The 24,951-nt window shown below is 60.4% G+C and carries 23 protein-coding genes and 1 pseudogene; 6 read left to right on the top strand and 18 right to left on the bottom strand.

The window, feature by feature from the left end; genetic code table 11:
- The first annotated feature begins 6 nt into the window (after window positions 1–6).
- On the top strand, window positions 7–315 hold the full coding sequence (locus tag ACA068_RS11940) for an addiction module antidote protein (RefSeq protein WP_497309997.1): 309 nt from the start codon (window positions 7–9) through the stop codon (window positions 313–315).
- Between the two features lie 13 nt (window positions 316–328).
- Here the strand turns inward: ACA068_RS11940 and ACA068_RS11935 are convergent, their stop codons facing one another.
- Entirely contained in the window at window positions 329–1,141 is an 813-nt protein-coding gene (locus ACA068_RS11935) for a class I SAM-dependent methyltransferase (protein WP_497309995.1), read from the bottom strand.
- A gap of 177 nt (window positions 1,142–1,318) precedes the next feature.
- On the opposite strand from ACA068_RS11935, the gene ACA068_RS11930 reads away from it, so the two are divergent.
- Window positions 1,319–1,705, top strand: a complete 387-nt coding sequence (locus ACA068_RS11930) for a hypothetical protein (protein ID WP_497309993.1) — start codon at window positions 1,319–1,321, stop codon at window positions 1,703–1,705.
- A gap of 15 nt (window positions 1,706–1,720) precedes the next feature.
- Here ACA068_RS11930 and ACA068_RS11925 read toward each other — a convergent pair whose 3' ends face one another.
- From ACA068_RS11925 to ACA068_RS11905, 5 genes and pseudogenes are all read right to left on the bottom strand, one after another.
- Window positions 1,721–3,151, bottom strand: coding sequence for a sigma-54-dependent transcriptional regulator (locus ACA068_RS11925; RefSeq protein WP_497309991.1), 1,431 nt, complete (start codon window positions 3,149–3,151; stop codon window positions 1,721–1,723).
- On the bottom strand, window positions 3,120–4,613 hold the full coding sequence (locus ACA068_RS11920; protein WP_497309989.1) for a sensor histidine kinase: 1,494 nt from the start codon (window positions 4,611–4,613) through the stop codon (window positions 3,120–3,122). Before ACA068_RS11920 ends, ACA068_RS11925 begins: the two co-directional genes overlap by 32 nt.
- Window positions 4,614–4,819: 206 nt before the next feature.
- A pseudogene (locus ACA068_RS11915) lies at window positions 4,820–5,215 on the bottom strand (SCO family protein); the annotation flags it as partial.
- Window positions 5,212–8,019, bottom strand: a complete 2,808-nt coding sequence (locus ACA068_RS11910; protein WP_497309987.1) for a multicopper oxidase domain-containing protein — start codon at window positions 8,017–8,019, stop codon at window positions 5,212–5,214. The gene ACA068_RS11910 and the pseudogene ACA068_RS11915, both read right to left, overlap by 4 nt.
- Before the next feature lie 186 nt (window positions 8,020–8,205).
- Window positions 8,206–9,654, bottom strand: coding sequence for a sensor histidine kinase (locus ACA068_RS11905; protein ID WP_497309985.1), 1,449 nt, complete (start codon window positions 9,652–9,654; stop codon window positions 8,206–8,208).
- Between the two features lie 291 nt (window positions 9,655–9,945).
- Between ACA068_RS11905 and ACA068_RS11900 the strand changes: the two genes are divergently transcribed.
- Genes ACA068_RS11900 through ACA068_RS11885 form a run of 4 tightly spaced genes read left to right on the top strand, consistent with a single transcriptional unit; the run spans window position 9,946 to window position 15,572 of the window.
- Entirely contained in the window at window positions 9,946–11,292 is a 1,347-nt protein-coding gene (locus tag ACA068_RS11900; protein ID WP_497309983.1) for a hypothetical protein, read from the top strand.
- A gap of 35 nt (window positions 11,293–11,327) precedes the next feature.
- The gene (locus ACA068_RS11895) at window positions 11,328–13,574 is read left to right on the top strand and encodes an Ig-like domain-containing protein (RefSeq protein WP_497309981.1); all 2,247 of its coding nucleotides are present in this window, start codon (window positions 11,328–11,330) and stop codon (window positions 13,572–13,574) included.
- Window positions 13,575–13,634: 60 nt separating this feature from the next.
- Window positions 13,635–14,096 (top strand): curlin, encoded by a 462-nt coding sequence (locus tag ACA068_RS11890; RefSeq protein WP_497309979.1) that lies wholly within the window; start codon window positions 13,635–13,637, stop codon window positions 14,094–14,096.
- Between the two features lie 27 nt (window positions 14,097–14,123).
- The gene (locus ACA068_RS11885) at window positions 14,124–15,572 is read left to right on the top strand and encodes a curlin (protein ID WP_497309977.1); all 1,449 of its coding nucleotides are present in this window, start codon (window positions 14,124–14,126) and stop codon (window positions 15,570–15,572) included.
- 286 nt (window positions 15,573–15,858) lie between these two features.
- Here ACA068_RS11885 and ACA068_RS11880 read toward each other — a convergent pair whose 3' ends face one another.
- The 12 genes from ACA068_RS11880 to ACA068_RS11825 all read right to left on the bottom strand — a co-directional run bounded on the left by ACA068_RS11880 (window position 15,859) and on the right by ACA068_RS11825 (window position 24,950).
- Window positions 15,859–16,218, bottom strand: a complete 360-nt coding sequence (locus ACA068_RS11880; RefSeq protein WP_497309975.1) for a DUF6124 family protein — start codon at window positions 16,216–16,218, stop codon at window positions 15,859–15,861.
- 731 nt (window positions 16,219–16,949) lie between these two features.
- Window positions 16,950–18,112, bottom strand: a protein-coding gene (locus ACA068_RS11875; RefSeq protein WP_497309973.1) for an IS3 family transposase whose coding sequence is annotated in 2 segments (ribosomal slippage) — window positions 16,950–17,857 and window positions 17,857–18,112 — 1,164 coding nt in all. Because the reading frame shifts where the segments join, the coding sequence is not laid out codon by codon here.
- Between the two features lie 331 nt (window positions 18,113–18,443).
- Complete coding sequence (locus tag ACA068_RS11870; protein ID WP_497309971.1) at window positions 18,444–19,310, bottom strand: CsgG/HfaB family protein; 867 nt, start codon at window positions 19,308–19,310, stop codon at window positions 18,444–18,446.
- 31 nt (window positions 19,311–19,341) lie between these two features.
- On the bottom strand, window positions 19,342–19,761 hold the full coding sequence (locus ACA068_RS11865; protein WP_403105729.1) for a curli assembly protein CsgF: 420 nt from the start codon (window positions 19,759–19,761) through the stop codon (window positions 19,342–19,344).
- Complete coding sequence (csgE, locus tag ACA068_RS11860) at window positions 19,758–20,150, bottom strand: curli production assembly/transport protein CsgE (protein WP_497309969.1); 393 nt, start codon at window positions 20,148–20,150, stop codon at window positions 19,758–19,760. Before csgE ends, ACA068_RS11865 begins: the two co-directional genes overlap by 4 nt.
- Window positions 20,151–20,154: 4 nt before the next feature.
- Window positions 20,155–20,694 carry a type II secretion system protein gene (locus ACA068_RS11855; protein WP_497309967.1) on the bottom strand — a complete coding sequence of 180 codons (540 nt, stop codon included), beginning with the start codon at window positions 20,692–20,694 and terminating at the stop codon, window positions 20,155–20,157.
- On the bottom strand, window positions 20,669–21,043 hold the full coding sequence (locus ACA068_RS11850; RefSeq protein ID WP_042932745.1) for a type II secretion system protein: 375 nt from the start codon (window positions 21,041–21,043) through the stop codon (window positions 20,669–20,671). Before ACA068_RS11850 ends, ACA068_RS11855 begins: the two co-directional genes overlap by 26 nt.
- A 3-nt stretch (window positions 21,044–21,046) precedes the next feature.
- Window positions 21,047–21,520 carry a type II secretion system protein gene (locus tag ACA068_RS11845; protein WP_497309965.1) on the bottom strand — a complete coding sequence of 158 codons (474 nt, stop codon included), beginning with the start codon at window positions 21,518–21,520 and terminating at the stop codon, window positions 21,047–21,049.
- A 2-nt stretch (window positions 21,521–21,522) separates the two neighbouring features.
- Entirely contained in the window at window positions 21,523–23,355 is a 1,833-nt protein-coding gene (locus ACA068_RS11840; protein ID WP_497309963.1) for a type II secretion system protein GspD, read from the bottom strand.
- A complete protein-coding gene (locus ACA068_RS11835) occupies window positions 23,352–23,870 on the bottom strand; it encodes a hypothetical protein (RefSeq protein WP_497309961.1) in 519 nt (172 codons plus the stop codon). Before ACA068_RS11835 ends, ACA068_RS11840 begins: the two co-directional genes overlap by 4 nt.
- Window positions 23,870–24,418, bottom strand: coding sequence for a GspMb/PilO family protein (locus ACA068_RS11830; protein WP_497309959.1), 549 nt, complete (start codon window positions 24,416–24,418; stop codon window positions 23,870–23,872). The genes ACA068_RS11835 and ACA068_RS11830 overlap by 1 nt, the downstream gene beginning before the upstream one ends.
- Window positions 24,405–24,950 carry a PilN domain-containing protein gene (locus ACA068_RS11825; RefSeq protein ID WP_497309957.1) on the bottom strand — a complete coding sequence of 182 codons (546 nt, stop codon included), beginning with the start codon at window positions 24,948–24,950 and terminating at the stop codon, window positions 24,405–24,407. Before ACA068_RS11825 ends, ACA068_RS11830 begins: the two co-directional genes overlap by 14 nt.
- Window position 24,951 lies beyond the last annotated feature (1 nt).

Here is a 24,951-nt window from a genome sequence, read left to right as displayed (position 1 = left end):
TTTAACATGAGCCAGACTTTGACTGCTTTTGACATGGCGGCGCTGCTGGACAGTGACGAAGCCATTAGCGAGTATCTTTCACAAGTACTCGCAGATGGCGATAACGAGGAATTTCTTCGTGCTATCGGCTACGTGGTGAAAGCGCGCGGAATGACACAGATAGCCAGAGATTCAGGTATGGGCCGCGAAAGCCTGTACAAGGCTTTCGCGCCAGGTGCAAAACCACGCTTTGATACAGTTTTGAAGGTCATCCATGCCCTCGGCATTGATCTCTGTGCGCAGCCAGGTCATTCGATAAATCACTCGGTACTTTGAGAGATTGTTCTGGCTAGGCTGCTCGCTTCACCCCCACCCACGTAAAACACAACGGCATCTGCGCCGGCTGCCGCTCATACCGGTCATAGAGGTCCTCGCGGTTGGAATGCGGGTACTCCTTGAAGTGGCTGATCTGCAGCCCCGCCTCGATGGCACCGGTGAAGATGGCGCCCAGAGTGTGGACGAACCAGTAGGACGACGCGGCTTGCTGGTCGACTTTGCCTTCGTAGACGATCGGCTGGTCCTGCACGAACGGCTCGCTGCGAAAGTATGAGCTGTCCAGACGATAGGGATCCGCGGCCTCGGGATCGACCATTTCCAGGAAGGGGTGGGTTTCGTACACCACCAACGCACCGCCGGGCTTGAGGGTCTGCGCGACATGGTGGAAGAATTCGCCGATGTCGGGCATCCAGTTCAAGACGCCGATGGTGATCAGCGCCACGTCGAAACGGTCATGCAGATCAGCCGGCAGGTGATGAATGTCGGCCTCGATGAATTCGGGCTCATGCGGCGAGCGGGACGCCAGTTCCCGCGCCTGATCGAGAAACGCCTCGGACTGATCGACCCCCACCACGCTGCGAGCGCCCAGCGCAAACAGCGAAATACTCTCCCGCCCGTTGTTGCAGCCCAGTTGCACCACGTCCTTGCCATCGACGCCGACCTGCTCCAGCACACCGCGAAGTGTGTCATCGATGCAGCTAAAATCGCGATGACTGACCGCCTTCACCAGGGCCTGCCAATCGGGGGCATCCTTGTGGTGTCGGGCGGAGTCGTTCCAGGCATCGCGGTTGCTGGCGATGGCATTTTCTTTGGTCGGCATTTCCATTGCACTCCAGAATCCGGGTCTTTGTTGACCGGCACGAGTCTAGATCAGGGTGCTGAAAAACCCCATTGGGTGTTTGTTGGAATGTTGTAATCCGGGCATCGCGAACGCGTGCCCGTAGGGCAGCTATAGTTAATGGCCTTGGGGAAGTGCGGGAAAACCGATTTCGCAGGTGTTGCCATGAAAAAAACTGATCTGACGCTGTTGTTCGCCCTCAGTCTGACCGCCATCACCGGCGCCCAGGCGGACGATACTCTGACACCCACCACTGACTACAGCAGTGAGTTCAATTATTACGGCGCCGACCAGCCCTTCGCCCACCCGGTGCCACCCTCCCTGAGCTCCGTGCCACCTCGGTCGTACATCCCGACAGCGCCTCGGGACTTCATCCCGATTGCCAGCCAGCATGACTTCTCCGACTCACGATTGCCGACCGTCGCGGATGCGTCCGTTCGAGTCTTCATCCGTTCCTACGATGCGGAACGCGGTGTCTACGTCAACGAAGAAATCCTAGACCCCACGTGCGTGCTCGAATGCCTCATCCGTCAGGGAGCTACGTTGCAGTGAAGGCTGCAACAAGACTCACCACTGACGTTTGTCCGGGCGCGCGAGACCGAGTTTCTCGATCCGGTAACGCAGCATGTCGCGGCTCAGGCCCAGCAAGCGTGCGGACTTGGTGACGTTCCAGTCGGTCTTGTCGAGCATCTTGCGCACCATGTCGCGCTCGACTTCCGGCAGGTTCATCGACTCGGTGCCGTTGTAGACCGGACGCGGCTCGTGGTGCTGCGGCTCCTGCTGAAACATTTGAGGATCATCCACCAGGCTCAGGCAGACATTGAGCTGATGGGAAGCAATCGTATCGCTCTGTGCCAACAGCACGGTTTGTTCGAGCATGTTGCGTAATTCGCGCACGTTGCCCGGCCAACTGTAGCTGAGCAGCAACTCTTCAGCCTGATCGCTGAAATGCAGGTTCGGCTTGCCATAGCGTTTGCCGTGGATCGCCAGGAAGTGCCGGGCCAGCAACAAGATGTCTTCGCCACGGGCATACAGACGCGGCACCTTGATCGAAATAATGCGCAAACGGAAGAACAGGTCACGACGAAACTTGCCCTGTTGCACCATTTGTTCAAGGTTGCAGTTGGTCGCGCTGATCACCCGCAAATCGACCTTGCGCTCCTTGACCGAGCCCACGCGGCGGATGGTCCGGTCTTCCAGCAGCTTCAGCAGCTTGGCTTGCAGCAGCAGGTCCATTTCCCCTACTTCATCGAGAAACAACGTGCCGCCATCGGCTGCTTCGACCAGGCCGGTACGACGGTCCTTGGCGTCGGTGAAGGCGCCCTTCTCGTGGCCGAACAGTTCCGATTCCACCAGGTTGGACGGGATAGACGCGCAGTTGAATTCGATGAATGGGCCCTTTGCGCGCGGGCCGTCAAAGTGCAGCGCCCGGGCCACCAGTTCCTTGCCGGTACCGGTTTCGCCTTCCACCAGAACAGGCGGCAGGTCGGCGTTGGCCATGCGCCGCTCGGCGTCGAGCAACTGGGCGATGGTGTTTTTCAAGTAGTGCATCGGAGCCGACTCGCCGATCAATGCCTGTACGCCTGACTTCTGCGCCTCGCGCTCCTGATAAAACGAGAGCGTGCGCTCCATTCGATCAGTGGCCAGGGCCTTGTCCAGCAGCAGCTTGAGCTCCGGCAAGGCCACCGGTTTGGTGACGTAATGAAAAGCGCCCTCTTTCATCGCGACCACGGCATCTTCGACGTTGCCGTAGCCGGTCATCATGATCACTTTCAGATCCGGCGCGCTGATGCGCAGCTTCTGGATCAGGTCGTGACCGCTCATGCCCGGCAGCGAGTTGTCGGTCAACACCACATCCGGGGTGAACGTACCCAGTTTATCCAACGCCTCTTCAGCCGAGTGGCAGACCGTCACCTCGAAGTCTTTGCGCTCCAGGTAGGTCTGAATATTCTCGGCCAGGAGTTCATCATCCTCGACCAGCAGTATGCTGTGCTCCATATTCCCCTCCGGTTGCCACTTTAAAATTGAGACAAACGCGGGTTCCTTCCTGCTCCTGGCTGGTCAGTTCGACCGAGCCTTCGAAACGCTCCATTATTCGTTTGACGAGGGCCAGGCCAACGCCCAACCCTCCCTGTTTGGTGGTGAAAAACGGCTTGAAGACCATCTGTTGCTGCTGCTTGGTCATGCCTTTGCCGGTATCACCCAAGGTCATCCGCACCTGTCCCGACCGGGGCTGTTCAATATCGACGCTGAGCATGCCGCCCTTGGGCATGGCCTCCAGGGCGTTGGCAAACAGGCTATTGAGAATCTGGGTCAGCAGCACCTGTTGACTGACGACCGGGGGGCAGGTCTGCGGTGTAAAGCGCACCTCCACGTTCGAGCGTCGGATCAGCGCATCGAAAGCGCTCAGGGTGTCATCGATGGCCAGCACCAGGTCCACCGGTTCGAAATCGTCGTTCATGGGCCGCAACGACACCAGCAGCTCCCGGACCCAGCGTGACATGCGATCGACCTGGTTGATGATGTCGCCGATGTTCTTCTGCGCACTCTGGCTGGCGATTTCCTGGGCCAGTTCGGCGCTGGAGCGTATGTTCGCCAGCGGATTGCGCAAACTGTGGGCGACGGCCGAGGACATTTCCCCCAAGGCGACAAAGGTCTCGTTAGTGATCAATTGCTTTTGCTGGCTCTGCAGCAACATCGACGCACGCCGCACGATCCAGAACAGCCCAAGGTAGATGACCAGGCCGCCGAGCAGGGTCGCCAGCCAGATCGCCTTGAAGCCACGCTGGATGCGCGCCACAAGGTCCGCCGGTTCCTTGTAGATCTCGACCATGGCGATGACTTTGCTCTTGTCGGCATTGAACATCGGGATGTAGTTCTCGATGAACAGGTACTTGGGCTCGCGCAACAGCATCTGTTCGGGACGCTCCTCGTCGATCTGGTGATAGCTAGTGGAGACCGGTTCTTTCATTTCAAAGGATTCGTCCAGTTCTTCATCGCCTTCGACGCGCATGCCGATCATCTGTGGATTGGTCGACCAGACCACCGTGCGATCCAGGGCGTACACCACCGCCAGCAGCGAGTCCGGCAAGTGTTCGACGTGATCGAGAAACTCAATGCGGGCAGCGGCACGGGCACCCGGGTCGACGTCGGGATAGGCGTTGTCATCGCGCGGATCGAGCATCTCGCCCATGGTTCTAGTGGGCGTGATGCCGGCATGACGAATTTCCCCGTCACCGATGGCCTGGATGAATTGCGCAGTGAGCAAGGAGTCCCGCTCGACGCTCTCTTCGACAACAAAACGCGTGGACACATAACCCAACCCCAGCGCCACGGCGGCGATGATGAAAAAACTGCCCAGGGAAAACCAGCGCAGCAGATTGAACTGTCCACTTCGACCCTGGCCTTCTGCTGCCGATGAGTCCGGCGCAGGTACTTTTTGTTGTTTCAGTATCTGCATGGGTATTGTCCAGAATGCTTGCATCAAGCCTTTTCAGTTGAGTCTCGGATCAGTGTAGGTCGCATTGATCGTGGTTGACGGCTGCACTGATAGTATTTCGCCGCTATTGCACTTGCGCCGCCTGCAGCGGCTGCTGGCGCTCAGTTTCTTCCTGCAAAAACCCCATAATTGATTGCGCAGCGTTCTCATCCAGGCGCAAGTTGGGCATCGGGCGTGTCGCTGAGCGGATCAATGCTGATGGAGTAGAAGAAGACGTCCTTCCCGACCCTGTCCCCCAGCAACTTCTGCACCTGACGCAGGCGCGCGGTTTCCAGCGGGCAGGAGTCGCTGCACGAAGTAAATATGAAATTGATCACCACCACCTTGTCCTTGATCAGGTCATCGAAGAAACGCACCTGCCGACCGTCCTGATCGGTCAGCAGGGTGTTGGGGAAGTAATCGCCGCCCCAGGGTGTCGCCGATTCCGTCGGCGACAGCACCCCTTCGTGAGCGAGCAGCACCTGACTGGCCAACAAACAGGTCACCAGGACCAGAATCAGGTGCATGCCCAAGGCGCGGGAGCGCGGCGTATGCGCTGGTGTGTCGGCTCCCCTCCTCTTCATGGCTTGACCACCACTTTAGGGCCGAAACCATCGCCATTGCGGAAGGTTGGCAGCGCGGCAGAGTTGACGTAGCGCACCCCATCCCAGCTCGGCAGCGGTGTCGGCATCAACTGGAATTGCCCGGGCTTCTCAATGTCCCAGCGCAGCAGCATCGAGTTGTCTTCATGCTGAGTGTTGTGACAGTGCTCCATGTACGTCCCGGCAAATTCGCGGAAGTTGATCGCCACCTCGACGCTGTCCAGGCCATCCTTTTCCGAGCCGATGCGGTACACGTCCTTGCGTGCCCATTTTTCCCATTCCGGTGGTGCCTTGCCGCCGCGGCTGAGGATGATGCCCTCCTCGAAGTGCACATGCACCGGATGGCTCCAGCCGATACCGCCGGCCTTGATGTTCCACACTTCCAGGGTGCCGAAACCGCTAACACCGGCATCGGTCGGGCCGCTGGCCAGTTTGGTCGCGGTGTTCAAGCGTCGCGGGTCCATGTGGAAGCCGAAACCGCCATCGGTCTTGACCGTCCACGGCGCTTCATCGGTGCCGTCGGAACGGCCGAAGGTGAAGGTGCGGTGGCGCGCCTGGGCCAGCAGAACCTTGTCGGCCGCATTGTCGCGATGGATTTTCAGCGGGATCATCACCAGTCCCTCGGCTTTACCCGGCTTGGCCGGTTCGTAGGCCGCCGGGTCCATGGCCAGGTCCTGACCGGTGTAAGCCTTGACGTTCAGTTGCAAGACCTTGCCCACGCCCGGATCACCCTTGTCCCACTGCGGTCCCTTGCTCGATGGCTTGATCACCGCCAGGTATTTCTGCGACAGCACATCGGCCAATGGCACAGGTTCTTTCGGGCCTTTGCCGTCGTCATGCACCAGCAGGTTGACCACGAACACCTTGTCACCAGGCTTGATGCCGTTTTTCGCGAAGTTGACGAGGATGTCGAAGCGCTCGGCGATGCCCTGGGTCGGAAGGATCGCGTTGTGATTCTGTTTATCGCCGTCGGCATCCAGGTCCATGGTGCCGTCGAACGGCACGCTGTGTTCCATGATGTTGCCGTCGTTGGCAATCATGTGGAACGGCACGCGGGCATAGGACACACCGGAGTTTTTCGGGCCGGGAAACTCGCCGCTGCTGCCCTTTACCTCACGGACAATGGCGAACTTGAAGTACCGCGACACCGAGCCGTTGAGGATGCGGAACCGATAGCTGCGGGCGCGAACGTCCAGCGTCGGTTTCCACTGCCAGTTGACCAGCACCTGGTCACCGAGGAAGCCGTCGGTGTTGAAGGGGTTGAACCACAGCTGCCCGGCCTGATCCCAGGCCTTGTCGGCGAACACCAGGTTGACGTCGTAGTCGCGGTTGCCCCACGGCAGCGCGCTGCCGCTGGGGAGACGCAGGTTGACGCCGTCGTTCACCGATTCGTTGCCACGGTCCAGGGCGCTGTAGTAATTCATCATCGCCGCGTTGCCCTTGTAGACGTTCTGCGCGGTGAAATCGAGCATGTGGTCGTGGAACCAGTGGGTGCTCATGGTTTCGCGCCAGTCGCCGCGAATCTTGATGGTGCCGTGGTCGCAGGTCTTGCGACTGGGGCTGACGTCGTTGGTCCACAGGGTTTCCCCCGGCGAGCAAGGGAACGCCGCGCGCGGATCATGGGCGTCGGTGTTGATGCTGTCGTAACCGGCCAACTGGATCGGCCAGCGATAGTCGTAATACTGCCCCGGGAAGAAAAAAGCGTTGGCATAGCCGTCGCTTTCCGCCGGTGCGTGACCGTTGTGTTCATGGGTGCTGATGGTGTGCAGGCCGAAGCCCATGTTGGCCGACGGGTCGATCGGCAGACCGTTGTAATGGCGCATCAGCACCGGCTGACCGTAACGCACCATCAGCAGTTTTGGCGGCAAGGTGCCGTCGAAGGTCCAGACTGAGTTGTGGTTCTGCACCGGCATACTCGGGTGAAAACGCGGGTCGACGCCTTTGGCCGTGCCATCCGTGGCCGGCACACCGGCGACGTTGTGGTAGAGGCCACCGGGGCCGAACTCACCCAGCGCATAGCCGTGCATTTGATGGCTGTCACGCCAGCCGCTGTTGAGCCTCGCCCCGGTTTGCACGGTTTTGTAGGCCGTTTGCGGGTAGAACTCGTTCCAGCGCTGATGCGACCAGCCTTTTCCTGGCGGACGACCTTCAGCAGAAGAACCGATATGGCGGTTGAGAAAATACTCGATCTGCGCCTGCCAGGGGTTGCGGTCCACCACGTTCGAGAACTGGCTGGGGAACGGCGTCAGCCCCGGTTGACGCATAAAGGCGTCGAGCGCCGCGCTCGGTGGCGCACTGCGCGCTGCGTTGGTGGGGTCCTGCTGTGGCAACGGGCCAACGGCCGCCGGTGGAAAGCCCAACGGCGCCGCCGGTGTGGTGGGGTCGAGTTTTTCCGGGCCGAACTCTTCGAACAGCAACAATTGCTGAGTGAACGGCTGAGCGCCGAACAGCGGGCTCGGCTTGCCATTGGTGGGGTAATTGAAACTGGTCTGCACCGTCGGCGGCAGGACGTTTTCCTGACGCGTCGTGTCGCGGCTGCCTTTGACGCCATCGGGCAAATCGAAGGAATCCTTGTTGGCCTCGGGCATGGTCAAGATGGCGCTCAACGCCGCCGCTTCGTCAGTCGGTTCGTCGTAATACCTCGAAGGATCGTTCGGCTCGGGCTCTCGTTCGTCATCGATGGGGCTGGCACGCAGAGTCGCTGTGCCCAGTGTCATTGTCAGAAGGACGCTTAGAGGCGTTATCAGGCCGAACCATTTGAAGGGGAACCGCGCTTTTCTGTCCATCACCAGCCGCCTCGAAGTCGTGAAGGGGGTAGTGGTGGAGTTGCAAGGACCTCGCCAAATTTGTAACAGTTTTATACAAAAGTATTAACGACAAATAAAACAATGGCTTATCAGCATCAATATGCCATGACCTGGCAAAACGACTGGGGCTTGACACCCGGTAACGGGGAAAGTTCACACCCGGTTTCAGGGAATCCGCTTGAACGACAGGCGGACACTCGTGCCCTCGCCTTCCCGACTACCGAGTGTCACCGCGCCGCCAAAACGCTCCATGATCCGTTTCACCAGCACCAGCCCGACACCCAGTCCGCCTTGCTTGGTGGTGAAGAAAGGCCGGAACGCCATGCTGCGCTGTTCTTCGTTCATGCCCTTGCCGGTGTCGCTCACGACAACGCAAATCCCCCGCGTATCGGTCGGCTCCAGGGTGATGGTCAGCGTACCGCCCCGGTCCATCGCTTCCAGGGCATTGGCCAGCAAACTGTTGAGGATCTGTGTGAGCTGCACCTGCTGGCTCAACACCATTGGCGTCTCTTTCGGCTCGAACACCACCTGCACCCCGGCCTTGGCAATCTGATACTCGAAGGCCATGAGGCTGTCATGCAACGCCGCCACCAGGTTCACCGGCTCGGCCTCGTCGTTGAGCGGGCGTAGCGACTGCAGCAATTCCCTGACCCACTTCGACATGCGATCCACCTGACCGATGATGTCGTTGATGTTTTTATGGGCCGGGCCACTGTCGAATTCCAGGGCCAGTTCGGCGCTGGAACGGATGGTCGCCAACGGGTTGCGCAGGCTATGGGCAACCGCTGAGGACATCTCCCCGAGCGCGACGAAGGTTTCGTTGGTGATCAATTGTTTTTGCTGCTCCGCCAGCAGGATCGCCGCCCTCCTCACGATCCAGTACAGCCCCAGATAAATCAGTCCGCCGCCCAGGGCCGTGGCCAGCCAGATCAGCACCAGCCCGCGCTCCATGCGGTCGATCAGGTCCTTGGGTTCCTTGTAGATCTCGACCATCGCCGTGACCGTATCGCCATCGGCATCGAACAGTGGAATGTAGTTCTCAATGAAGATGTAGTTCGGTGACGTGACGAACTTCTGCTCCATGCGGCTTTTGTCGATGCTGTGATAGCTGGCTGAAACCGGAGTCTTCGAGGAAAAGGCCTGGTCCAGATCGTCGTCGGCATGGATCGTGGTGCCCATCAGCGCCGGGTTGGTGGACCAGATCACCATGCGGTCAGGGGCATAAATGTTGGCCAGGATCACGTCCGGCAAGTGCTCGATATGGTCGAGGAATTCGCCACGGGCACTGGCTCGGGCCAGTGGGTCAACGTCAGGGAAGTCCCGGTCTTTGCGCGGGTCCAGCAATTCGCCCATGGTCCGCACGTTGGGGATCGAGACATGGCGCACCTCGGCCGAGGCAATCGCCTGGATGAACTGAGACGTGAGCAACGCATCGCGCTGCACGCTTTCGGTAACCACGAAACGCGTGGACACCGCCCCCAGTGCCACGGCCACCGTGCCGATCACCGCCATGCTGATAAGCGAGAACCAGCGCAGCAGATTGAACGACTGATTGCGCGAGCTCAGGCGGATATCGCCCTCTTCTTTCTGGAGGGTTGTGGTCTGACTGGTCATGGACGTTGTTCCCGGAAACTCCCTATAGGGTTATAGCCCACTGCTCGATGTTTGCCCGGAATCGGGTGTTGTCCCCCCCACCGATTCCCCGCATACCCCACTGCCCCCATCTACCCCCAATGCTGGGGACAGTCGCCCGCTTCCACCCTCAGCCCCGTGAAACCGTTTGCGCGCTCCACGCCTTCACTGCGGGCCTCTGCCGGGCGTTTTGAAAGATTGGTATGGAAGTTGCCAAAACCCACACAACTGACCCATCCCTACGGGGCAGGTACTCTGATAGAGGGAATACTCATGCACCCTTTACTGTCCAAAACGGCGGCCGCCCTGGTCGTCAGCGCTCTCGCCCAAAGTGTTGCCCTGGCAGCGCTGTTTGCCGTCGACCCCGGCCCCTATGTACCCGCCAACGGCTCGTTCGCCGCCTGGTATCAGGACTCCCATGGTCGAACCCTTGATCTATGCCTGTCCAAGGCGCTCAGTTCGCGAGTCCCGAGTGCTCCCGGCGCTCCCTCGTACATGTGCCTGCTGGGGGCGACCCCCGGCGTTTTCGACGACACGCAGCCGATCGTTTTCCCGAGCAACTTTCCCGATGAGGCGTTCTGGTTTACCGGCGACGGAGCAATCGTCGATGCCGCACGGGGCATCGACCTGACCTATGTCAGCGCCGTGGAAGCCGCCTTCGCCGCTGAAGAACCGGTAGAAGGCGACCAGGTCAGTTTTGGCCGCATCCGCATTCGGGTGGACGTGCCCACGGCCGGTGTCTACACCATCACGCACCCCTACGGCGTCGACATCTTTGACGTTCCCGCCGGTGGAACTCGCGCCATCAACATGACCCGCGACATCGGCATCGGCACGCCGAAAACCTACGACGGCGCCCTCAAGAGTGACATCGGCCCATTCCTGCGCAGCGTCAACGGCCCCTACACCGAAACCAACCCGGTCACCGGGGCGGCCGAGCGATTCGTTGGCGATCCGAATCTGGAAGAAGCCTTCACCGGCAGTCCTTTCAATACCAACTACATCCGCATCGAAGGGCCTAACGGTCTGGACTTGCGCACAACGGTCATGGCCATTTCCGGCAAGTTGTCGACCGTGGTCCGGCCAACTCCAATGATCACCGAGCGCAGCACTTACTCGCGCAAGGCCGGTGAAAGCGCACCCGTGGCGCAGCAGGACGTGTTCGTCATGGCCCCGCCGCCTCCGGCCACCGTGACCCTGGACAGCAACAGCCCGGCGCTGCACCTGACCGAGGCTGATACCTCCGGCCACTGGTACGCCCAGTCCTCAACCAACCCGACATTACCCAGCAACCTGGTGGTGACAGCCGACAACCACCTGGCCATTCCCAGCAGCACCCCGACCACGCTGTCAATGCCACTGACGGACCTGGTGGTAATCCAGACCGCCCAGTACAGCTTGAGCACCGCGCAAATCACGGTAGTGGCTTCGACCAGCGATGAAACCTCGCCACCGGTACTCACCGCCACCACCGGCACCGGTGTCGCCATCGGCGCCCTGAGTGGCGATGGCGCAGTGAAATCCCTGGCGACCGGCATCTCGCCGATTCCACCAGCCAAGGTTCGAGTGACGTCATCCAATGGCGGCAGCGACATCGAAGAAGTGGTCATCGTGCAATGAACGCACACATGCCCGGATCCTCATCAGGAGGCATCATGAACAAATTGCCACGCCTGGCGCTCAACGCCTTGGGACTGACTTTATCGCTGTCCGGCAGCGCTTTCGCGCAGCTCAATGCCGTCGACCCCGGCCCTTACACCTTCGCCACCGGGAAATTCCCGATGTGGTATCAGGACAACAATCTGCTGTCGCTGGAACTGTGCCAGTCGCGGGCAACCAGCTCACGGTCGCCTGGGGCACCGGGCGCGCCTTCCTACATGTGCATCCTCAATCCGGAACCCGGGGTTTTCGACGACACCCTGCCGATGGTGTTTCCGGATAACTGGCCACCGGAAGCGTTCTGGTACCTCGCCGAAACCACCATCGCCGATGTCGGAGGCTATGGCGTGGATGCCTACGTGGCCGGCATCGAAGCGGCCTTCGCTGCGGAAAACCCTGTCGACGGCGATCAGGCAAGCTTCGCGCGGATTCGTCTGCGGGTGAACGTGCCTGTCGCCGGGACCTACACCATCACCCACCCGTATGGCGTGGAAACGGTCAACGTCACCACACCGGGCCGTCGGGCGATCAACATCACCCGCGACATCGGCATCGGCGTACCGGGCAACTTCTCGGGTGCCCTCAACGGGGAGGTCGGGCCATTCCTGCGCAGCGTCAACGGCCCCTACACCGAAGTGAATCCGGACACAGGATCCATCGAGACTTTCGTCGGCGATCCGAACCTCACCGAAGCGGTCACCGGCAGCCCGTTCAATAACAACTTCCTGCGTGTGCAGGGGCCTGCCGGGACCATCCAGACCACCCTCTTTACCGTGTCCGGCAAAGTCCTCGACAACCGGGCGCAAACCCCGGTGGAAATCGGCCGCGCCACTTACCGCCGCACCTCGTCAGGCCCGGGCAACAGCAGTACCCGGGTAGAAGTGTTTGGCAAATCGACCAACGGTTCGAGCCTGTGCTTCCGCGAAACCGTGGCTCTGGTGGTCGGACCACCGCAGAGCCCTTGCCTGACCAACATGCTCGGCGACAACAATGGCCAGTTCTTCGGCCAACGCCTGACGGGTACCACCGTGCCTCCGGTGGTGGTGGTCACCGCCACCAACCCGGCCGGCACCACCCGGCCGACGGCGGTGTCGAGCAAGCTCACTGACCTGGTGAAAATCCAGACTGCTCGCTACAACTGGAGCAATCACAGCCTGCTGATCGAGGCCACCTCCACCGATGAAGTGGCAGTGCCAGACATGGTCGCGCAGGGATACGGACGCCTGTCGAAGTCCGGCACCCTGCAACGACTGACCATTGCAGATCTGACTCAGCCACCGGCTACCGTCACGGTCAAATCGGCCGCAGGCGGCAGTGATACCGAGCTGGTCGTAGTGGTCGGGACTGCGCCGGATACCGGTGAGAACCAGGCGCCGCTCTCGGTAGCCGACACCGGCAACACCAGCTTCGGCGTGCCGATCACCCTCAACCTGCTGGCCAACGACAGTGATCCCGACGGCAACACGCCGCTGAGCATCACCGCGCTGACCCAACCGGCTGCCGGGCAAGGCACCGTGGCATTGAGCGGCAGCACGGCGGTGGTCTATACCCCACCGGCTGTGGTCAATGCGCCGCTGACCACGACCTTCACCTACAAGGCTCAAGACGTCAAAGGCCTGGCCTCGACCGCTCCGGCGACCGTGACCATCACCGTGGCGCCGAACCAGCCTCCAGTGGCCGTCGCCGACAGCATCGCGACCCTGGGCGTGGCGATACCGATCAACGTGCTGGCCAACGACACCGATCCGGAAGGCAACGTGCCGCTCGCCGTCGCCAGCGTGACCCAACCGGCAACCAATCGCGGCTCCGTCAGTTCCAACGGCACCGTCATCACCTACACCCCACCGGCCACGGTCACCACGGCCTTCACCACGACCTTCACCTACGTCGCCCGGGACAGCTTCGGCGCCCTGTCGACACCGGCGACGGTCACGGTGCAAGTCTCGCCACGGCCTGCTGCGGAAACTTTCACAGTGACCGGCGCCACGGTATCGGCCCGCTCCAATAACCGCTTCACCTGGGACTTTGCGGGCACCTCATCGGTGATCACCGGCAACACCATCACCGTGCAGGTCACCACCCCGACCGGGCTGGTCACCCTGGGCACCACCACGGTGCCGGTGACCGGTCGCTGGCGGTTGACGGTGAACAACAGCACCACGGTGATCCCGTCGGCTAATCCAACGGCGACCATCCGCTCGTCCCAAGGCACCGTGCGTACCGTGACGGTCATCGCCAACTGAGCCCTCGCCCCACCCGCCGATTCGGTGGGTGGGGCCGGCCTCTTCCCACAGGACAACGCCATGAAAACGCCGACCGCCGCCCTGCTCTGCCTGCTTCTGCTTTGCAGCAGTGTCGGCGTGCGCGCCGACGATTTGATGGAGAACGACGACCTGGCACCCTCCGCCGACCTCGGCGAATTGCCTCCACTGGTTGGCCAGCACGCGCTGATCGACCAGAACGGCCAGGCCAACGTGGCGCTGGTGCAACAGAACGGCCAGTCGTTGCTCGGCACCATCGTCCAGTCGGGCAGTAACCAGGAAGCCTGGATCCTGCAACAAGGCAGCGACCTCATGGCAATGATCACCCAGCAAGGTTCCGGCAACGCCGCCTCAATCACGCAAAACGGCAGCCACAACCGCGCGCAGATTTCCCAGAATGGCAATAACAACGACGCCAGCATCGACCAGGCCGGTACGGGGCTTTCAAGCGCCGTGACCCAGTCGGGAAATGGCATGAGCGTTTCGGTCAAACAATATCGCTAAAGCACTGCACCACTTGGAGGTTTCATCATGTTCAAACTGACGCCCCTCACCGCCGCCATACTGGTCATTGTCAGTGCCCAGGCGATGGCCGACGACAGCGTTTCCACCCAGGATCAGGTCGGCACCGCAAACATTGCCGAAGTGAAACAGACCGCGGCCCCGTTCAGTACCGCAGCCCAACAGCAACTCGGCCAGGGTAACGATGCCATGGCGGTGCAAGACACCGCCACCGGCACCATCAACCAGGATCAGGTCGGCGACTTCAACGCCAGTTACGGTGAGCAACTGTTCGAGAACGGCAGCACCATCGTCCAGCAACAGGTCGGCAGCCTCAACACCAGCCATGCCAGCCAGTCGATCGGCATGGGCGAAAACCAGGCGCTGCAACAACAGGCGGGCAGTGGCAACTTCTCTTTCCTCTATCAGGACAGCCAGGAAGCCACCAAAGGCCAGACCTTCCAGTTCGGTGACGCCAACGAGGCCAATATCGAGCAGATTCAACTGGGCATCGCCAACAACGCGACGATCATCCAGTACGGCACCGCCAACTACGGCACCGCCGAACAGATCGCGCACATGGGCGGCGAGATCGGCATCAACCAGGCCGGCGAAGGCAACTATGCCTATGGCGACCAGCGCGACGGCAATGGCGGCGTCGTGACCATCAACCAGTTCGGCGACTTCAACGCCACGGAAGTCTGGCAAGGCGGGCAAACCGCCAGCGAAGCCACCGTCAACCAGTACGGACAAACCAACGAAACCGTGGTCGACCAGAGCTTCGGCCAAAACAACAACGCCCAGGTCCTGCAAGTCGGCGACGTCAACGCCATCTACGCCGACCAGTTCGACTCCGTCGGCTCGGTGCTCGCGCTGTACCAGCAAGGCACCGGCAACGTGCACTTCACCTACCAGAGCGGCGACAGCCATGTGCTGAACGCCACCTCCGTGGGTACCGAAAACAAGGTCTACGCCAGCAACTGGAAAGGCCCGCAACTGGGCGGCCAATTCGGCAGCAACCAGCGCGCGACCGTCACCCAGGCGGGCAACGGCAACATCGCCAGCTTCAACCAAGATGGCGTCGGCCACATCATGACCACCAACCAGACCGGCACAGGCAACAAAACCACCATCAGCCAGGCCGATTCCTACAACGAGCTGTACTTCGACCAGAACGGCAGCGACAACATCCTGATCGCCGACCAGCGCGGCACCACCAACCTGGCCCAGGGCACCACCAACGGCACGGGCAACACCACCGAGTTCGACCAGTCCGGCACGGGCAACCAGGCGTTCACCACGCAACTGTATGGCAGCGACAACATGATTACCGTCAAACAGGCTGACACCATGAACGTGGCGTATGTGACTCAAGGGGGTACCGGGAACACGGCCAGTGTTGATCAGAGTGGCGTGACCCAGATGGCGACTGTCCAGCAGTTGGGCAGTGACAACCGGGCGACTGTGTTGCAGCAGTAATCGCGAGGCATAAAAACCGCGGCCCTTGGGGGAGGGTCGCGTTTTTTTTTCGGTACGTCTGTGGCGAATTGGATGCCTGACAAGCCGCTTTCGAACGATTACGCGGCCCATCTGATGAACTCAAACTGTGGCGAGGGAGCTTGCTCCCGCTGGGCTGCGCAGCAGACCCAAACCCAGCAACCACATGTCCACTGACACACCGCATTCACCGGTTTTACGACGGCTTCGCCGCCGAGCGGGAGCAAGCTCCCTCGCCACAGAAACCCTCTCACCACAGACTTAGCGTTTACGCCTGCGGATCAATGTTATCCAGCGCTCGGTTCACCGCCAGCTCGCCCAGCATGATGATTTGCTGAAGGGCGAGCATTGTGTTCCGTTGCGGGCCTTGCAACTGGCTTGCGAAATCACTCGCCATCACACTGGCCGAGGCCAGAGATTCGCAAGCGTTGACCAACAGGGTTTCGGAGTCGATATCCGGGGCGATGAGGTAAATGGTGCTGGGCTTGTGTGGTGGGATCGCGTTTTTCAGCGGATTGAGATAGTGATCCAGCGCACGGTCGGCAGCTTCGTTGAGCTTTTTGGGATCGAGGGGATCGTAGGGGGAAACGTCGTCGGATTGCGGGGGATTGGGTGTGGCTTTGAACATGGTGAATCTCCTTTGGAAAATGGCGCCACCAGAACCTGTCGCTAAACAAGTAAGGGTGGCGACTGTATGCAGGTTAGCGAACCGGTCAAAGGCACCCGGTAGACCCGAAGGTCTCCCGCACACAGTCACCATGACGAAATTGCAGACGTCAAAAGTCTGCTAGAAAGTCTGGAGCACTGATGCACTTTGAATGGTCCGAGTCGCTAAACCCGACCGCTGATTGGCAGCGATACGGAAACGATAAAGACCAGGGCCAAAGCGCACAAGCCGGCGGATTCTGGCGCAGTCGTAGGCAACGGCGCAAGGATCTGTAGCTTTCAGGAAGTAACTCTAAACACTATTAAACACACCCCTCAAATCCACACACATATCCCCCTGTGGGAGTGAGCCTGCTAGCGAAGGCGGTGTGTCATTCAGCATTGATGTTGGCTGATACGCCGCCATCGCGAGCAGGCTCACTCCCACAATAAAATTGGGTACATCAGCAAAATATGGGTCGGCTGTCAGGCCGCCATCGCGGGCAAGCCCGCTCCCACAAAGTTCTGTGTACACCCGCAAGAAAATGGTCGGCTGTCAGGCCGCCTTCGCGGGCAAGCCTCGCTCCTACAGGGATCAGCGTGCACCATCCGCTTCTCACCACTCATTAGGCCGAGCGTTAGCTCGCCTGCTCTTGATCTACCCGCCCCTTCGGGAGGCCGAGTGGAGGCGTTCATCTGGGGGGGGTGTAGTGGTCAACTAATCCCGGACACGACGTTAAGTTTTTCCTCGGCCCGAGCTGGCGCCAGCCCACCGTTGAATTGGTGAGGCCGAATCCAGTTGTAACGATGCATCAAGAAATGGCTGATATCCCGCTGAGCTTCTTGAGCAGTTCGATAGCCTAGGGTCGGTATCCATTCTGTTTTCAAGCTGCGAAATACTCGTTCCATCGGTGCGTTGTCCCAGCAATTTCCCCGGCGACTCATGCTCTGACCTATGCGATATCGCCACAACCGCTGACGAAACAGTCGGCTTGCATATTGCGACCCTTGATCCGAGTGGAATAGCAGACCCGGAGGCCTGCCACGCTGCTCGTAGGCCATATCCAGTGCCTTGATCACCAGTTCGGCGTCCGGCTTATCCGACAGTGCCCAGCCCACTATCCGCCGAGTGCACAGATCCAGAACGACAGCCAGGTAATGCCATTTTCCTTGCGCCCAAATATAGGTAATGTCGCCGCACCAGACTTGATTGGGCGCGAGCACATCAAATTCACGGTTCAAGGTATTCGGGATATCGAGTCTTTCTACTGTCGCTCGTTTATAGGCATGTGAGCCTGGTTGTTTGCTGACTAAATCAAGCTCGCGCATCAAGCTGCGCACTTTAAATCGCCCGAGTTGCTCACCGTCTTCACGCATCAATGCCAGGATGCTGCGACTGCCCGCAGCACTACGGCTTTGCGAGAATAATTCACTGACCCGGCTGCGCAATCGAAGCCGATCAACGTCGGGCGTGCGGCGCCGCAGGCGCCGGGCGTAGTAGCACGAGCGGGGCACATCGAGCACCTTGCACAGCCAGTCAATCGGCTCATGGGTACTCAGCTGGTCAATCAGCGCAAACGCTCGTGATCTTCCGACATCAAGAGCGCGGTAGCCTTTTTTAGTATGGATTTTTCTCGCTCAAACCGCGCGATCCGGGCTTCCAACTCCTGAATTTTCTGCTGCTCTGGGGTCAGCGCCTTGCTTTGCGGAGTGACGCCTTGGCGCTCTTTCTGAACCTGGTCAACCCAGCGGCGCAGCGCTGACTCACCAATGCCGAGTGAGCGGCTGGCTTCGATGTAGCTGTAGTTTTGCTTGAGCACGAGGTCGGCAGCCTCGCGTTTGAATTCAGCCGTAAAGGAGCGGCGTTGTTTGGTCATCTGACACCTCGATCTGGCGAGCATTCTCGCCTAAATAGGTGTCCGGTTTCATTAGACCACTACAGGGCGCGTAGCGCCGTGCGGCGAAGCCGCACACATCGAGAGGAGGTCGAAGCGAAGCCGACCGGAGGCGATGCCCCCAGATGAATGCCGGAGCGAGGGTACGCCGAGCCTAGGCGAGGGGCCGGACGTTGGGGCGAAGACCTTTGCTTCCTTTGGGGCGTTTGCCAAAGGGAGTCGCCGTAAGGGCGAAACCATAAGCAGCCGTTACCGCAGCAATGGATATGTACTCAGTCAACAAGAACCAGGTCGGCCCGAAGGCCGCCTCGGCTCACTCTTCCTCACCCTCCGGCACAACCTTGTTCTGAGTCAGATAACGATCCAGCGTCGCATTGTTGTCAGGTGAAGAATTATCCCCCGCCACCTGCCACAAACGCCGTTCGATCCCCTGGGCCAAAAGGTGCCCGACGGCCGCCTCGATCGCCGACAACACACACAACTGCGCCGGCTCGTTGGTGGTGTAACCCACCTCAGCCTCTAGCAACTTCTTGAACTCGATAAACTTGAACACCCCGGCACTGCGGCCCACGGAGTAAATCGTCTTGCTGGTCATGACGTTGGCCAACACCTGACCACTGCGCACATCCACTGCCCGCAAGTTGACCGTGACCTGATCGACCCGATACTCCCGGGAAATATCGATCCCCAAGTAGCGCGCCCCTTCCCCGCCACTGCGCACATTGGTGTCGTAGGCGATGATCCCGCCTTCGAGCATCATGTTCGCCGCTTGCAGCGGTGGCAGTTCACCCTGGATGTTCACCGGCGTATTGGCCTTCTTCTGCGAGGCGCGGATGATCTTGCGCTCGGTCAGCAAGTTCTGCAGCCCTTCACGTTCCAGCACCACAAACCAGCCACTGGCCTGCAACGCATCCATCAACATGCTCGCCGCGCCCTGGGTCACGCTGGTCGAAAACGAACTGGCCGGGGTCGGTTTGTACTGCCCGGTCTGATCCCGGAAGCCGTACACCACCGCCATCAACCGGCCCTTGGGTCGCGGCATGTTGATCAAGTCGTAATAGGTCGACGCCCGAGGTGTCAGGGTCGGTGATTCGGTGTCCTGCTCGGCACCCACGTTCTCGCGCAAACTGCACCCTTGCAATGCCGCCAACATCAGCCCCAGCGCAATTATTTTTTTCATGTCCGTCTCTCCCCATCGACCCGAATCCCCGTCAAGGGGCGAGGCCATTCACCTGGATTTCCGAAATTTCACCGGTCGCTCGGTCGGTCACTTCAATGGTCAGTGCGCCCGAGTCGTCGACGACGTTGACGATAAAAGCATCGGTAGACAGGCTCCCGGTATTGCCCGTGGAGATGTTGTCCAGCAACTGCCCCAGCAGCCGTGATTGCAACTGGCTGGTGAAGCGTTCGAGGGCCGAAGTCCCGGCCACCGACGTGCGGTTTTTCAGGTCAGGATCGTCGTAATCGTTTTGCGCCTGGGCGTTGTTCAGCAACCAGGTACCGTTCAACGGGTTGCCGCCGAACGAGGGGTTGATGGGCGTGTAAACCAGCTCCGTGGCCTGCACCAGGCTGCAACTTCCCAGCCCGATCAACCAGAGCCCGAGGTTCCGTGAGACAGTTTTCGTTTTCATAATTCGTCCCTCTCAAGGTCCGTAGTGTCCTGTAACAAGGCTTCCAGCTTGCGCTGAACAATCTGCCCGCGAACCCAGTCGGCGGCGTCATAAGCCTCGTCCTTGAGTTCCACGGTGTTCGGCGGCAGGAAGCGCCGATAAACCAGTCGCTGCTGATATTCCACGGTCACCAGGCTGCCCCAGCGTGCCGAAGGTCGTTCGCGTACCACCAGGTTGAAATCCATCGGGCTGGTGGCGCGCAAGCGTTCACTGAACGAGTAGTAAAAGTCGTGGCCGATGTGCGAAATCGTGTCATCGACGATAAAGCCCAGCATCTCGTCCTCCTCGCCGGCACTAGCGAAGGACGCTACACACGCCAGGATCAAGGCCGGCAGCCAGTGTCTGTTCAAGGCATCACCGTTCCAGTGCCTGAGGCGTGGAGGACTGGTTTTTCGCCGGGCCCGAAGCGCCATCCAGGAAGGCCTTCTCGGCCACAAACTGCCAGTCCTTGTAGCTCGCCATGCCGGTGAAATCCGACCACTGGCTGGGAAAGTCCGACTGCTTCAGCGGCGTGTCCGTAGAGGGGCTGTTGATGCCTGTGATGCGTCCGTCGAAACCGCGCATCAGCGTCCATTCACCGCCACCGATCGGGTCCGGGTACAACTGGCGAATATGGTGTTTGGCGTTAGGAAAACGCTCGTCCTGCAACAGGTCTTCAAGCTCTTTCGGGTACTGCGCCAGGCCCGGCGAACTGCGGTAATAACTGCGCAACGCCTGGGCGTATTGGGTGCCGACCCAGAGCAACTGGCGCTCACGGTCACGGCGCGAGGCGGTCGACCACAATTCGCCGGCACTGGCCAGGCCCATGCCCATCAACATGATCAGGAAGAGCACGCCCAGGTAAGTGAACCCGGCCTCGTTGGCGGGCTTACCACTCGGAATAAAGGCTGCCATCACGCGCCCTCCCTGTGGCACCGCTTTTGATATCGGCGACCCCGCCCGGTACGCCGTCAGGCGGCGCGACCAGCACCCAGAGGTCCTTGCGTTCGGAAATCGGGTCCATCGGCGGGTTGCGCAGGTAACGCTGCTCCACCAGTTGTTCGAGGGAATCGGGATAGCGTCCGGTGTCGCCGTAGTAGTGATCCAGAGCCTCGCGCATAGCCGACAGGCTCTGGCGCAGTGTGGTTTCTTTCGAGGCCTCGAGGCTGTTGAAATAGCGTGGCAAGGCGATGGTCATCAGGGTCGCGATGATTGCCATGACCACCATCAGTTCCAGTAGGGTAAAACCCTTTTCCCGACGCATGATTCACCACTCCTTGTACGCGATGCCGTTGAGACCCTTGCCGCGTGCATGGGAGTAAACGTCGAAGACGTCTACGCCCTCCCGCGGGTTTTGAGCCGTGCTGTCGTAGGAGCGCAAGCCCCAGCCACCGTCGTCGTCACGCTTGACCGGCGTCAGCGGGTCATGGGGCACGCGCCGTAAAAAGTAGAACTTGGCACCCTTGGCGCTGCGCACATCACGCACGCCTTCCACCAGCACTTGCAGGTCCGGTGGATAGCCGCTGCTGTTCAGCGACTTCTCGATGTAGCCGGCATCGAAGGCGCGTTTGTAGGCGTCGATGGCGTCGCGGATCTGGTACAGCGCCGTGCGCAATTCCTGTTCTTTGCCCCGGCGCACCACGGTCTCGGTCAGCGGCGCGGCCATGCCGGCCAGCAGGCCGATCAGGGCCAGCGTCACCACGACTTCGATCAAGGTAAAACCACGTTGCGAGGCGTTCATGATCAAGGCTTCTCGATAACGACTTGGGTGGTGGAAGCGACCGGCCGATCGATGTGTTCATTCTGAATCGGCGTCTGCATCCGGCGGTCAGGCGCCTGGATGTGCATGCTGGTTTCGGTGCCGGTGGGGAATTCCATGTCCGACGGGCTTTGGTACGGCAGGTTGCGCACGATCCGCGGCGTGATCGACAACACCAGCTCCGACTTGCCGACAGTGTCCTTGTTGCTGCCGAACAATCGGCCAAGACCTGGAATGTCGCCAAGGCCCGGAATCTTGTTGCCGGTGGCGCCATGGTCGTTACGCACCAGGCCAGCAAGGATCTGGGTTTCGCCGTCATGCAAACGCAGCGTGGTCTGGGCGTTGCGGGTGTCAACCTGAACCGGAATCGTGCCCTGGCGAGTCGGCTCCAGTGGTGTGGCGTTACTGACTTCGAGTGCGATCTTGATCGCCACTTCGTTGTTCAGATGGATGGTCGGCTGCACTTCGAGCTTCAGACCGACGTCCAGATAGGTGACGCTTTCGGTGATCACCGGACCTTGGGTCGACGGCACGGAGGTGGCGCTGATGATGGGCACACGCTGTCCAATGTGGATGCGCGCCTGTTCACGGTTACTGACGCGAATCACCGGGCTGGCCAGGGTGTTGATGTCATTGTCCTGAGCGTTGATCTTGGCCTGAGGCGACGGCGAGATGGTGATCCGGCTGGAGTTGATGCCTTTTAGTTGATCGAGCAGGGTCACGGCCGAGCCGTCGCTGTTGACCACGCCAAAGGTGTTCGGCCATTGCAGACCCAGGTCGAGAATGCGTTGGGTGGCGACTTCCATCACCTCCACTTCCAGCACCACTTCCGGGTTGGACTGGTCCTGGGATTGCAGGAGTTTCTCGGCCATGCGCACGGCGTCTTCGGTGTCGCGCATGGTCAGGGTGTTGAGGCGTTCATCGACGAACACGTCACGGGTCTTGAGCATGGTTTTGATCATGTTCAGCGCGGTGTTGGCGTCGATGCTGGTCAGGTAGAACGTGCGCATCACCAGTTCTTGATAATCCTTGAGCTTTTGCGGCGAGTCGGGGTAGATCAGCAAGGTGTTTTCGTTCACCACTTTCTGATGCAACTGGTTCTGTTGCAGCAGCAATTCCACGGCGTCTTCGATGCGCACGTCACGCACGAAGATGGTGGCTTTCATGTCCGGGCGCAGGTCCTTGTCGAAGATGAAGTTCAAACCGGCGACTTGGGACAGCACTTCGAAGATGGTTTTCAGGTTGGCATCGCGAAATTCCAGGGTCACCGGCCGGTCGAGGCGGGTGCGCAGTTGCGGATAAGGAATCACGTTGCGGCTTTGCACCAGACGGATATTGTCTTGCAACTCCAGGGCGCCGCCATTCTTGGGGTCCAGTTCGAGGATCTGTTTCACCTGACGGTCGGCGCCGTAGATGTCGCCGCGACGCAGGTCACCCCGGGCCAGTTCAAGTTTGTCATCGAGACTGCGCATGTGCTCAAGTTGGCGCATTGAATCCTGGGCGCGGCGGTTGTTGGGTTCGATGGTCAACACCCGGCCATACTCCAGGCGTGCCGAAGCGAAATCACGCTGGGCGCGATCCATGTCGGCCTGGGTCAACAATGCCGTCACCGCACGCGCACGGCCGCTGGTCAGGGCCAGGTGCAGTTCGGTATCCCGAGGGTTTTCCTTCAGCCCTTCCTCAATGCGCGCCAGGCCGGCTTCGTACTGCCCCGACTCCATCAGGTCGGTTGCTTCCTGCTTGGCGACCTGCGCCGAACTGCACGCAGCCAGCCCTACGCATATACAAAGGTTCATCAACAAACGGGAACTGTTCATTGCGTGCTCCCCACAGACAAGGTCTGGGACAAATGCAGAGGCAGGTAGACAAAGCTGAGTTCCACATCGGAAATCCCTTCGATCCGCCAGGTGTCGTCGATCACATCCCCTTTGCGCACGACGTATATTTTTTCGCCGTTCTGCAAAAACACTTGCAGGTCAGAACGGTCATTCAGCTTGCCGACGAACTGGAAAGGCATCGGCGGTGCGCTGGGGACTTGCACCACCGGGGTCTGGTTGACGGGTTGTTCGGTGACGCTGGCAAGCTTGGGCGCCACCTTCCAGCTGCGGGCCGCGAACAGGTCGCCAGACGGGGTCAGGTCTTTGATCACGGCGGGTTTGCCAGTGGCCGCGGCGGCTGGAAGCGCGCCGCGGATTTTGCTTTTGGCGGGCGTTGCCACGGCCGCGTCTGAAGCGTCGCCGTCGTCCGCCGGCATGAAGTAATCAGGCCCCCAGGTCAGCGCCGCGGCCACGCCGAAGAACGCCACCCAACCCACTACGCGCTTGGTATTCATCATGACCTCGACAGGTAAAGGGTCATGCGGATCCGCCCGGTCAGGTCGGTGTCGGCGATTTTTTTACGCTGAAACTCCACGTCCTCCACCACCACGGCCGGCAACTGGCCGAGCAACGCGTGCAGGAAGCGCCGCAGTTGCGGGTAGCTGCCACGCACCGGCAGCAGAATCTGATAACGGGCCAAGTGGGTCTTGGGGTCGATGCCCAGCGAGTATTCACCGCGCGCCAAGGTGATGTGCTCCTGGGCCGCCAGCGCGTAGATCTTGTCGATGGCCACGGTGGCTTGGGGCTGCGACGGAAGCTTGCTGCGGAAGTCGTCGAGCTGACGTTGCGGCACCACCGGGGCGGCGACACTGCCGTCTTCAACCTTGGCCAGGTACTCGCCGGCTTCGCGGGTCTGCTGGCTGAGGGTTTGCAACGAATTCCAGTCCGGCATCAGGCCACCCAGGGCCCAGGCCAGCGCCAGCAGCAACATCGCCAAGCCAGCCAGGCCGGGCACGCCCAGGCCTTGGAGGTATTCGTGGACGATCAATCTAGGGATTTGCATCGCCGATCTCCCAGCTAGCCGACAGGTTGAATTGCACCGGTTGTTCCGGCGATTTCACGACAATTTCGTGGCTGAGCAGCGACACATCGGAGAGCTCGTCGCTGGCTTCGAGACGGCGGTGGAAGTCGAGCATCGCTTCCAGGTCCCGTGCTTCGGCGCTGATGCGCACTTGGCCCTTGCGGGCATCCGGGGTCAGGGTCAGCAAGGCGATGTTGTCTCGGGGCATCGCTTCGAGCATGGCGAACAGACGTTCCCAGGGCCGGCGCAGTTGCTGCGAGACCTTGCGCATTTCCGCCAGGTTCTGTGCCTGTTCGCGGGTTTCGGCTGGGCTCAGGGTGACTTTGCTGCCGGTATCGCCGGTGAGTTCGCGCTGGGCGTTTTGCAAATGGCCTTGCTGTTGCGAGGCCTGTTCGGCTACGTGCTGCTGGGCGACAAAACAGGTCACGACCAGCACCACGCCACCGGCCAGCAGGCTCCAACCCAATGGGCCCGAGCGGCGGCGTGGCTGGAAGTCGAGCGTCAGGGCGCGCAAG

The sequence above is a fragment of the Pseudomonas sp. LBUM1660 genome, assembly GCF_059695935.1.
This window is presented reverse-complemented; position numbering and strand designations above follow the sequence as displayed.

Coding starts and splice junctions, on each gene's coding strand:
- ACA068_RS11940 (WP_497309997.1), top strand. CDS start 7: ATGAGCCAGACTTTGACTGCTTTTGACATGGCGGCGCTGCTGGACAGT.
- ACA068_RS11910 (WP_497309987.1), bottom strand. CDS start 8,019: ATGGACAGAAAAGCGCGGTTCCCCTTCAAATGGTTCGGCCTGATAACG.
- ACA068_RS11840 (WP_497309963.1), bottom strand. CDS start 23,355: ATGAACAGTTCCCGTTTGTTGATGAACCTTTGTATATGCGTAGGGCTG.
- ACA068_RS11880 (WP_497309975.1), bottom strand. CDS start 16,218: ATGTTCAAAGCCACACCCAATCCCCCGCAATCCGACGACGTTTCCCCC.
- ACA068_RS11845 (WP_497309965.1), bottom strand. CDS start 21,520: ATGAACGCCTCGCAACGTGGTTTTACCTTGATCGAAGTCGTGGTGACG.
- ACA068_RS11895 (WP_497309981.1), top strand. CDS start 11,328: ATGAACAAATTGCCACGCCTGGCGCTCAACGCCTTGGGACTGACTTTA.
- ACA068_RS11865 (WP_403105729.1), bottom strand. CDS start 19,761: ATGAAAACGAAAACTGTCTCACGGAACCTCGGGCTCTGGTTGATCGGG.
- ACA068_RS11830 (WP_497309959.1), bottom strand. CDS start 24,418: ATGCAAATCCCTAGATTGATCGTCCACGAATACCTCCAAGGCCTGGGC.
- ACA068_RS11835 (WP_497309961.1), bottom strand. CDS start 23,870: ATGAATACCAAGCGCGTAGTGGGTTGGGTGGCGTTCTTCGGCGTGGCC.
- ACA068_RS11870 (WP_497309971.1), bottom strand. CDS start 19,310: ATGAAAAAAATAATTGCGCTGGGGCTGATGTTGGCGGCATTGCAAGGG.
- ACA068_RS11885 (WP_497309977.1), top strand. CDS start 14,124: ATGTTCAAACTGACGCCCCTCACCGCCGCCATACTGGTCATTGTCAGT.
- ACA068_RS11890 (WP_497309979.1), top strand. CDS start 13,635: ATGAAAACGCCGACCGCCGCCCTGCTCTGCCTGCTTCTGCTTTGCAGC.
- ACA068_RS11925 (WP_497309991.1), bottom strand. CDS start 3,151: ATGGAGCACAGCATACTGCTGGTCGAGGATGATGAACTCCTGGCCGAG.
- ACA068_RS11935 (WP_497309995.1), bottom strand. CDS start 1,141: ATGGAAATGCCGACCAAAGAAAATGCCATCGCCAGCAACCGCGATGCC.
- ACA068_RS11850 (WP_042932745.1), bottom strand. CDS start 21,043: ATGCGTCGGGAAAAGGGTTTTACCCTACTGGAACTGATGGTGGTCATG.
- ACA068_RS11900 (WP_497309983.1), top strand. CDS start 9,946: ATGCACCCTTTACTGTCCAAAACGGCGGCCGCCCTGGTCGTCAGCGCT.
- ACA068_RS11920 (WP_497309989.1), bottom strand. CDS start 4,613: ATGCAGATACTGAAACAACAAAAAGTACCTGCGCCGGACTCATCGGCA.
- ACA068_RS11905 (WP_497309985.1), bottom strand. CDS start 9,654: ATGACCAGTCAGACCACAACCCTCCAGAAAGAAGAGGGCGATATCCGC.
- ACA068_RS11855 (WP_497309967.1), bottom strand. CDS start 20,694: ATGGCAGCCTTTATTCCGAGTGGTAAGCCCGCCAACGAGGCCGGGTTC.
- ACA068_RS11930 (WP_497309993.1), top strand. CDS start 1,319: ATGAAAAAAACTGATCTGACGCTGTTGTTCGCCCTCAGTCTGACCGCC.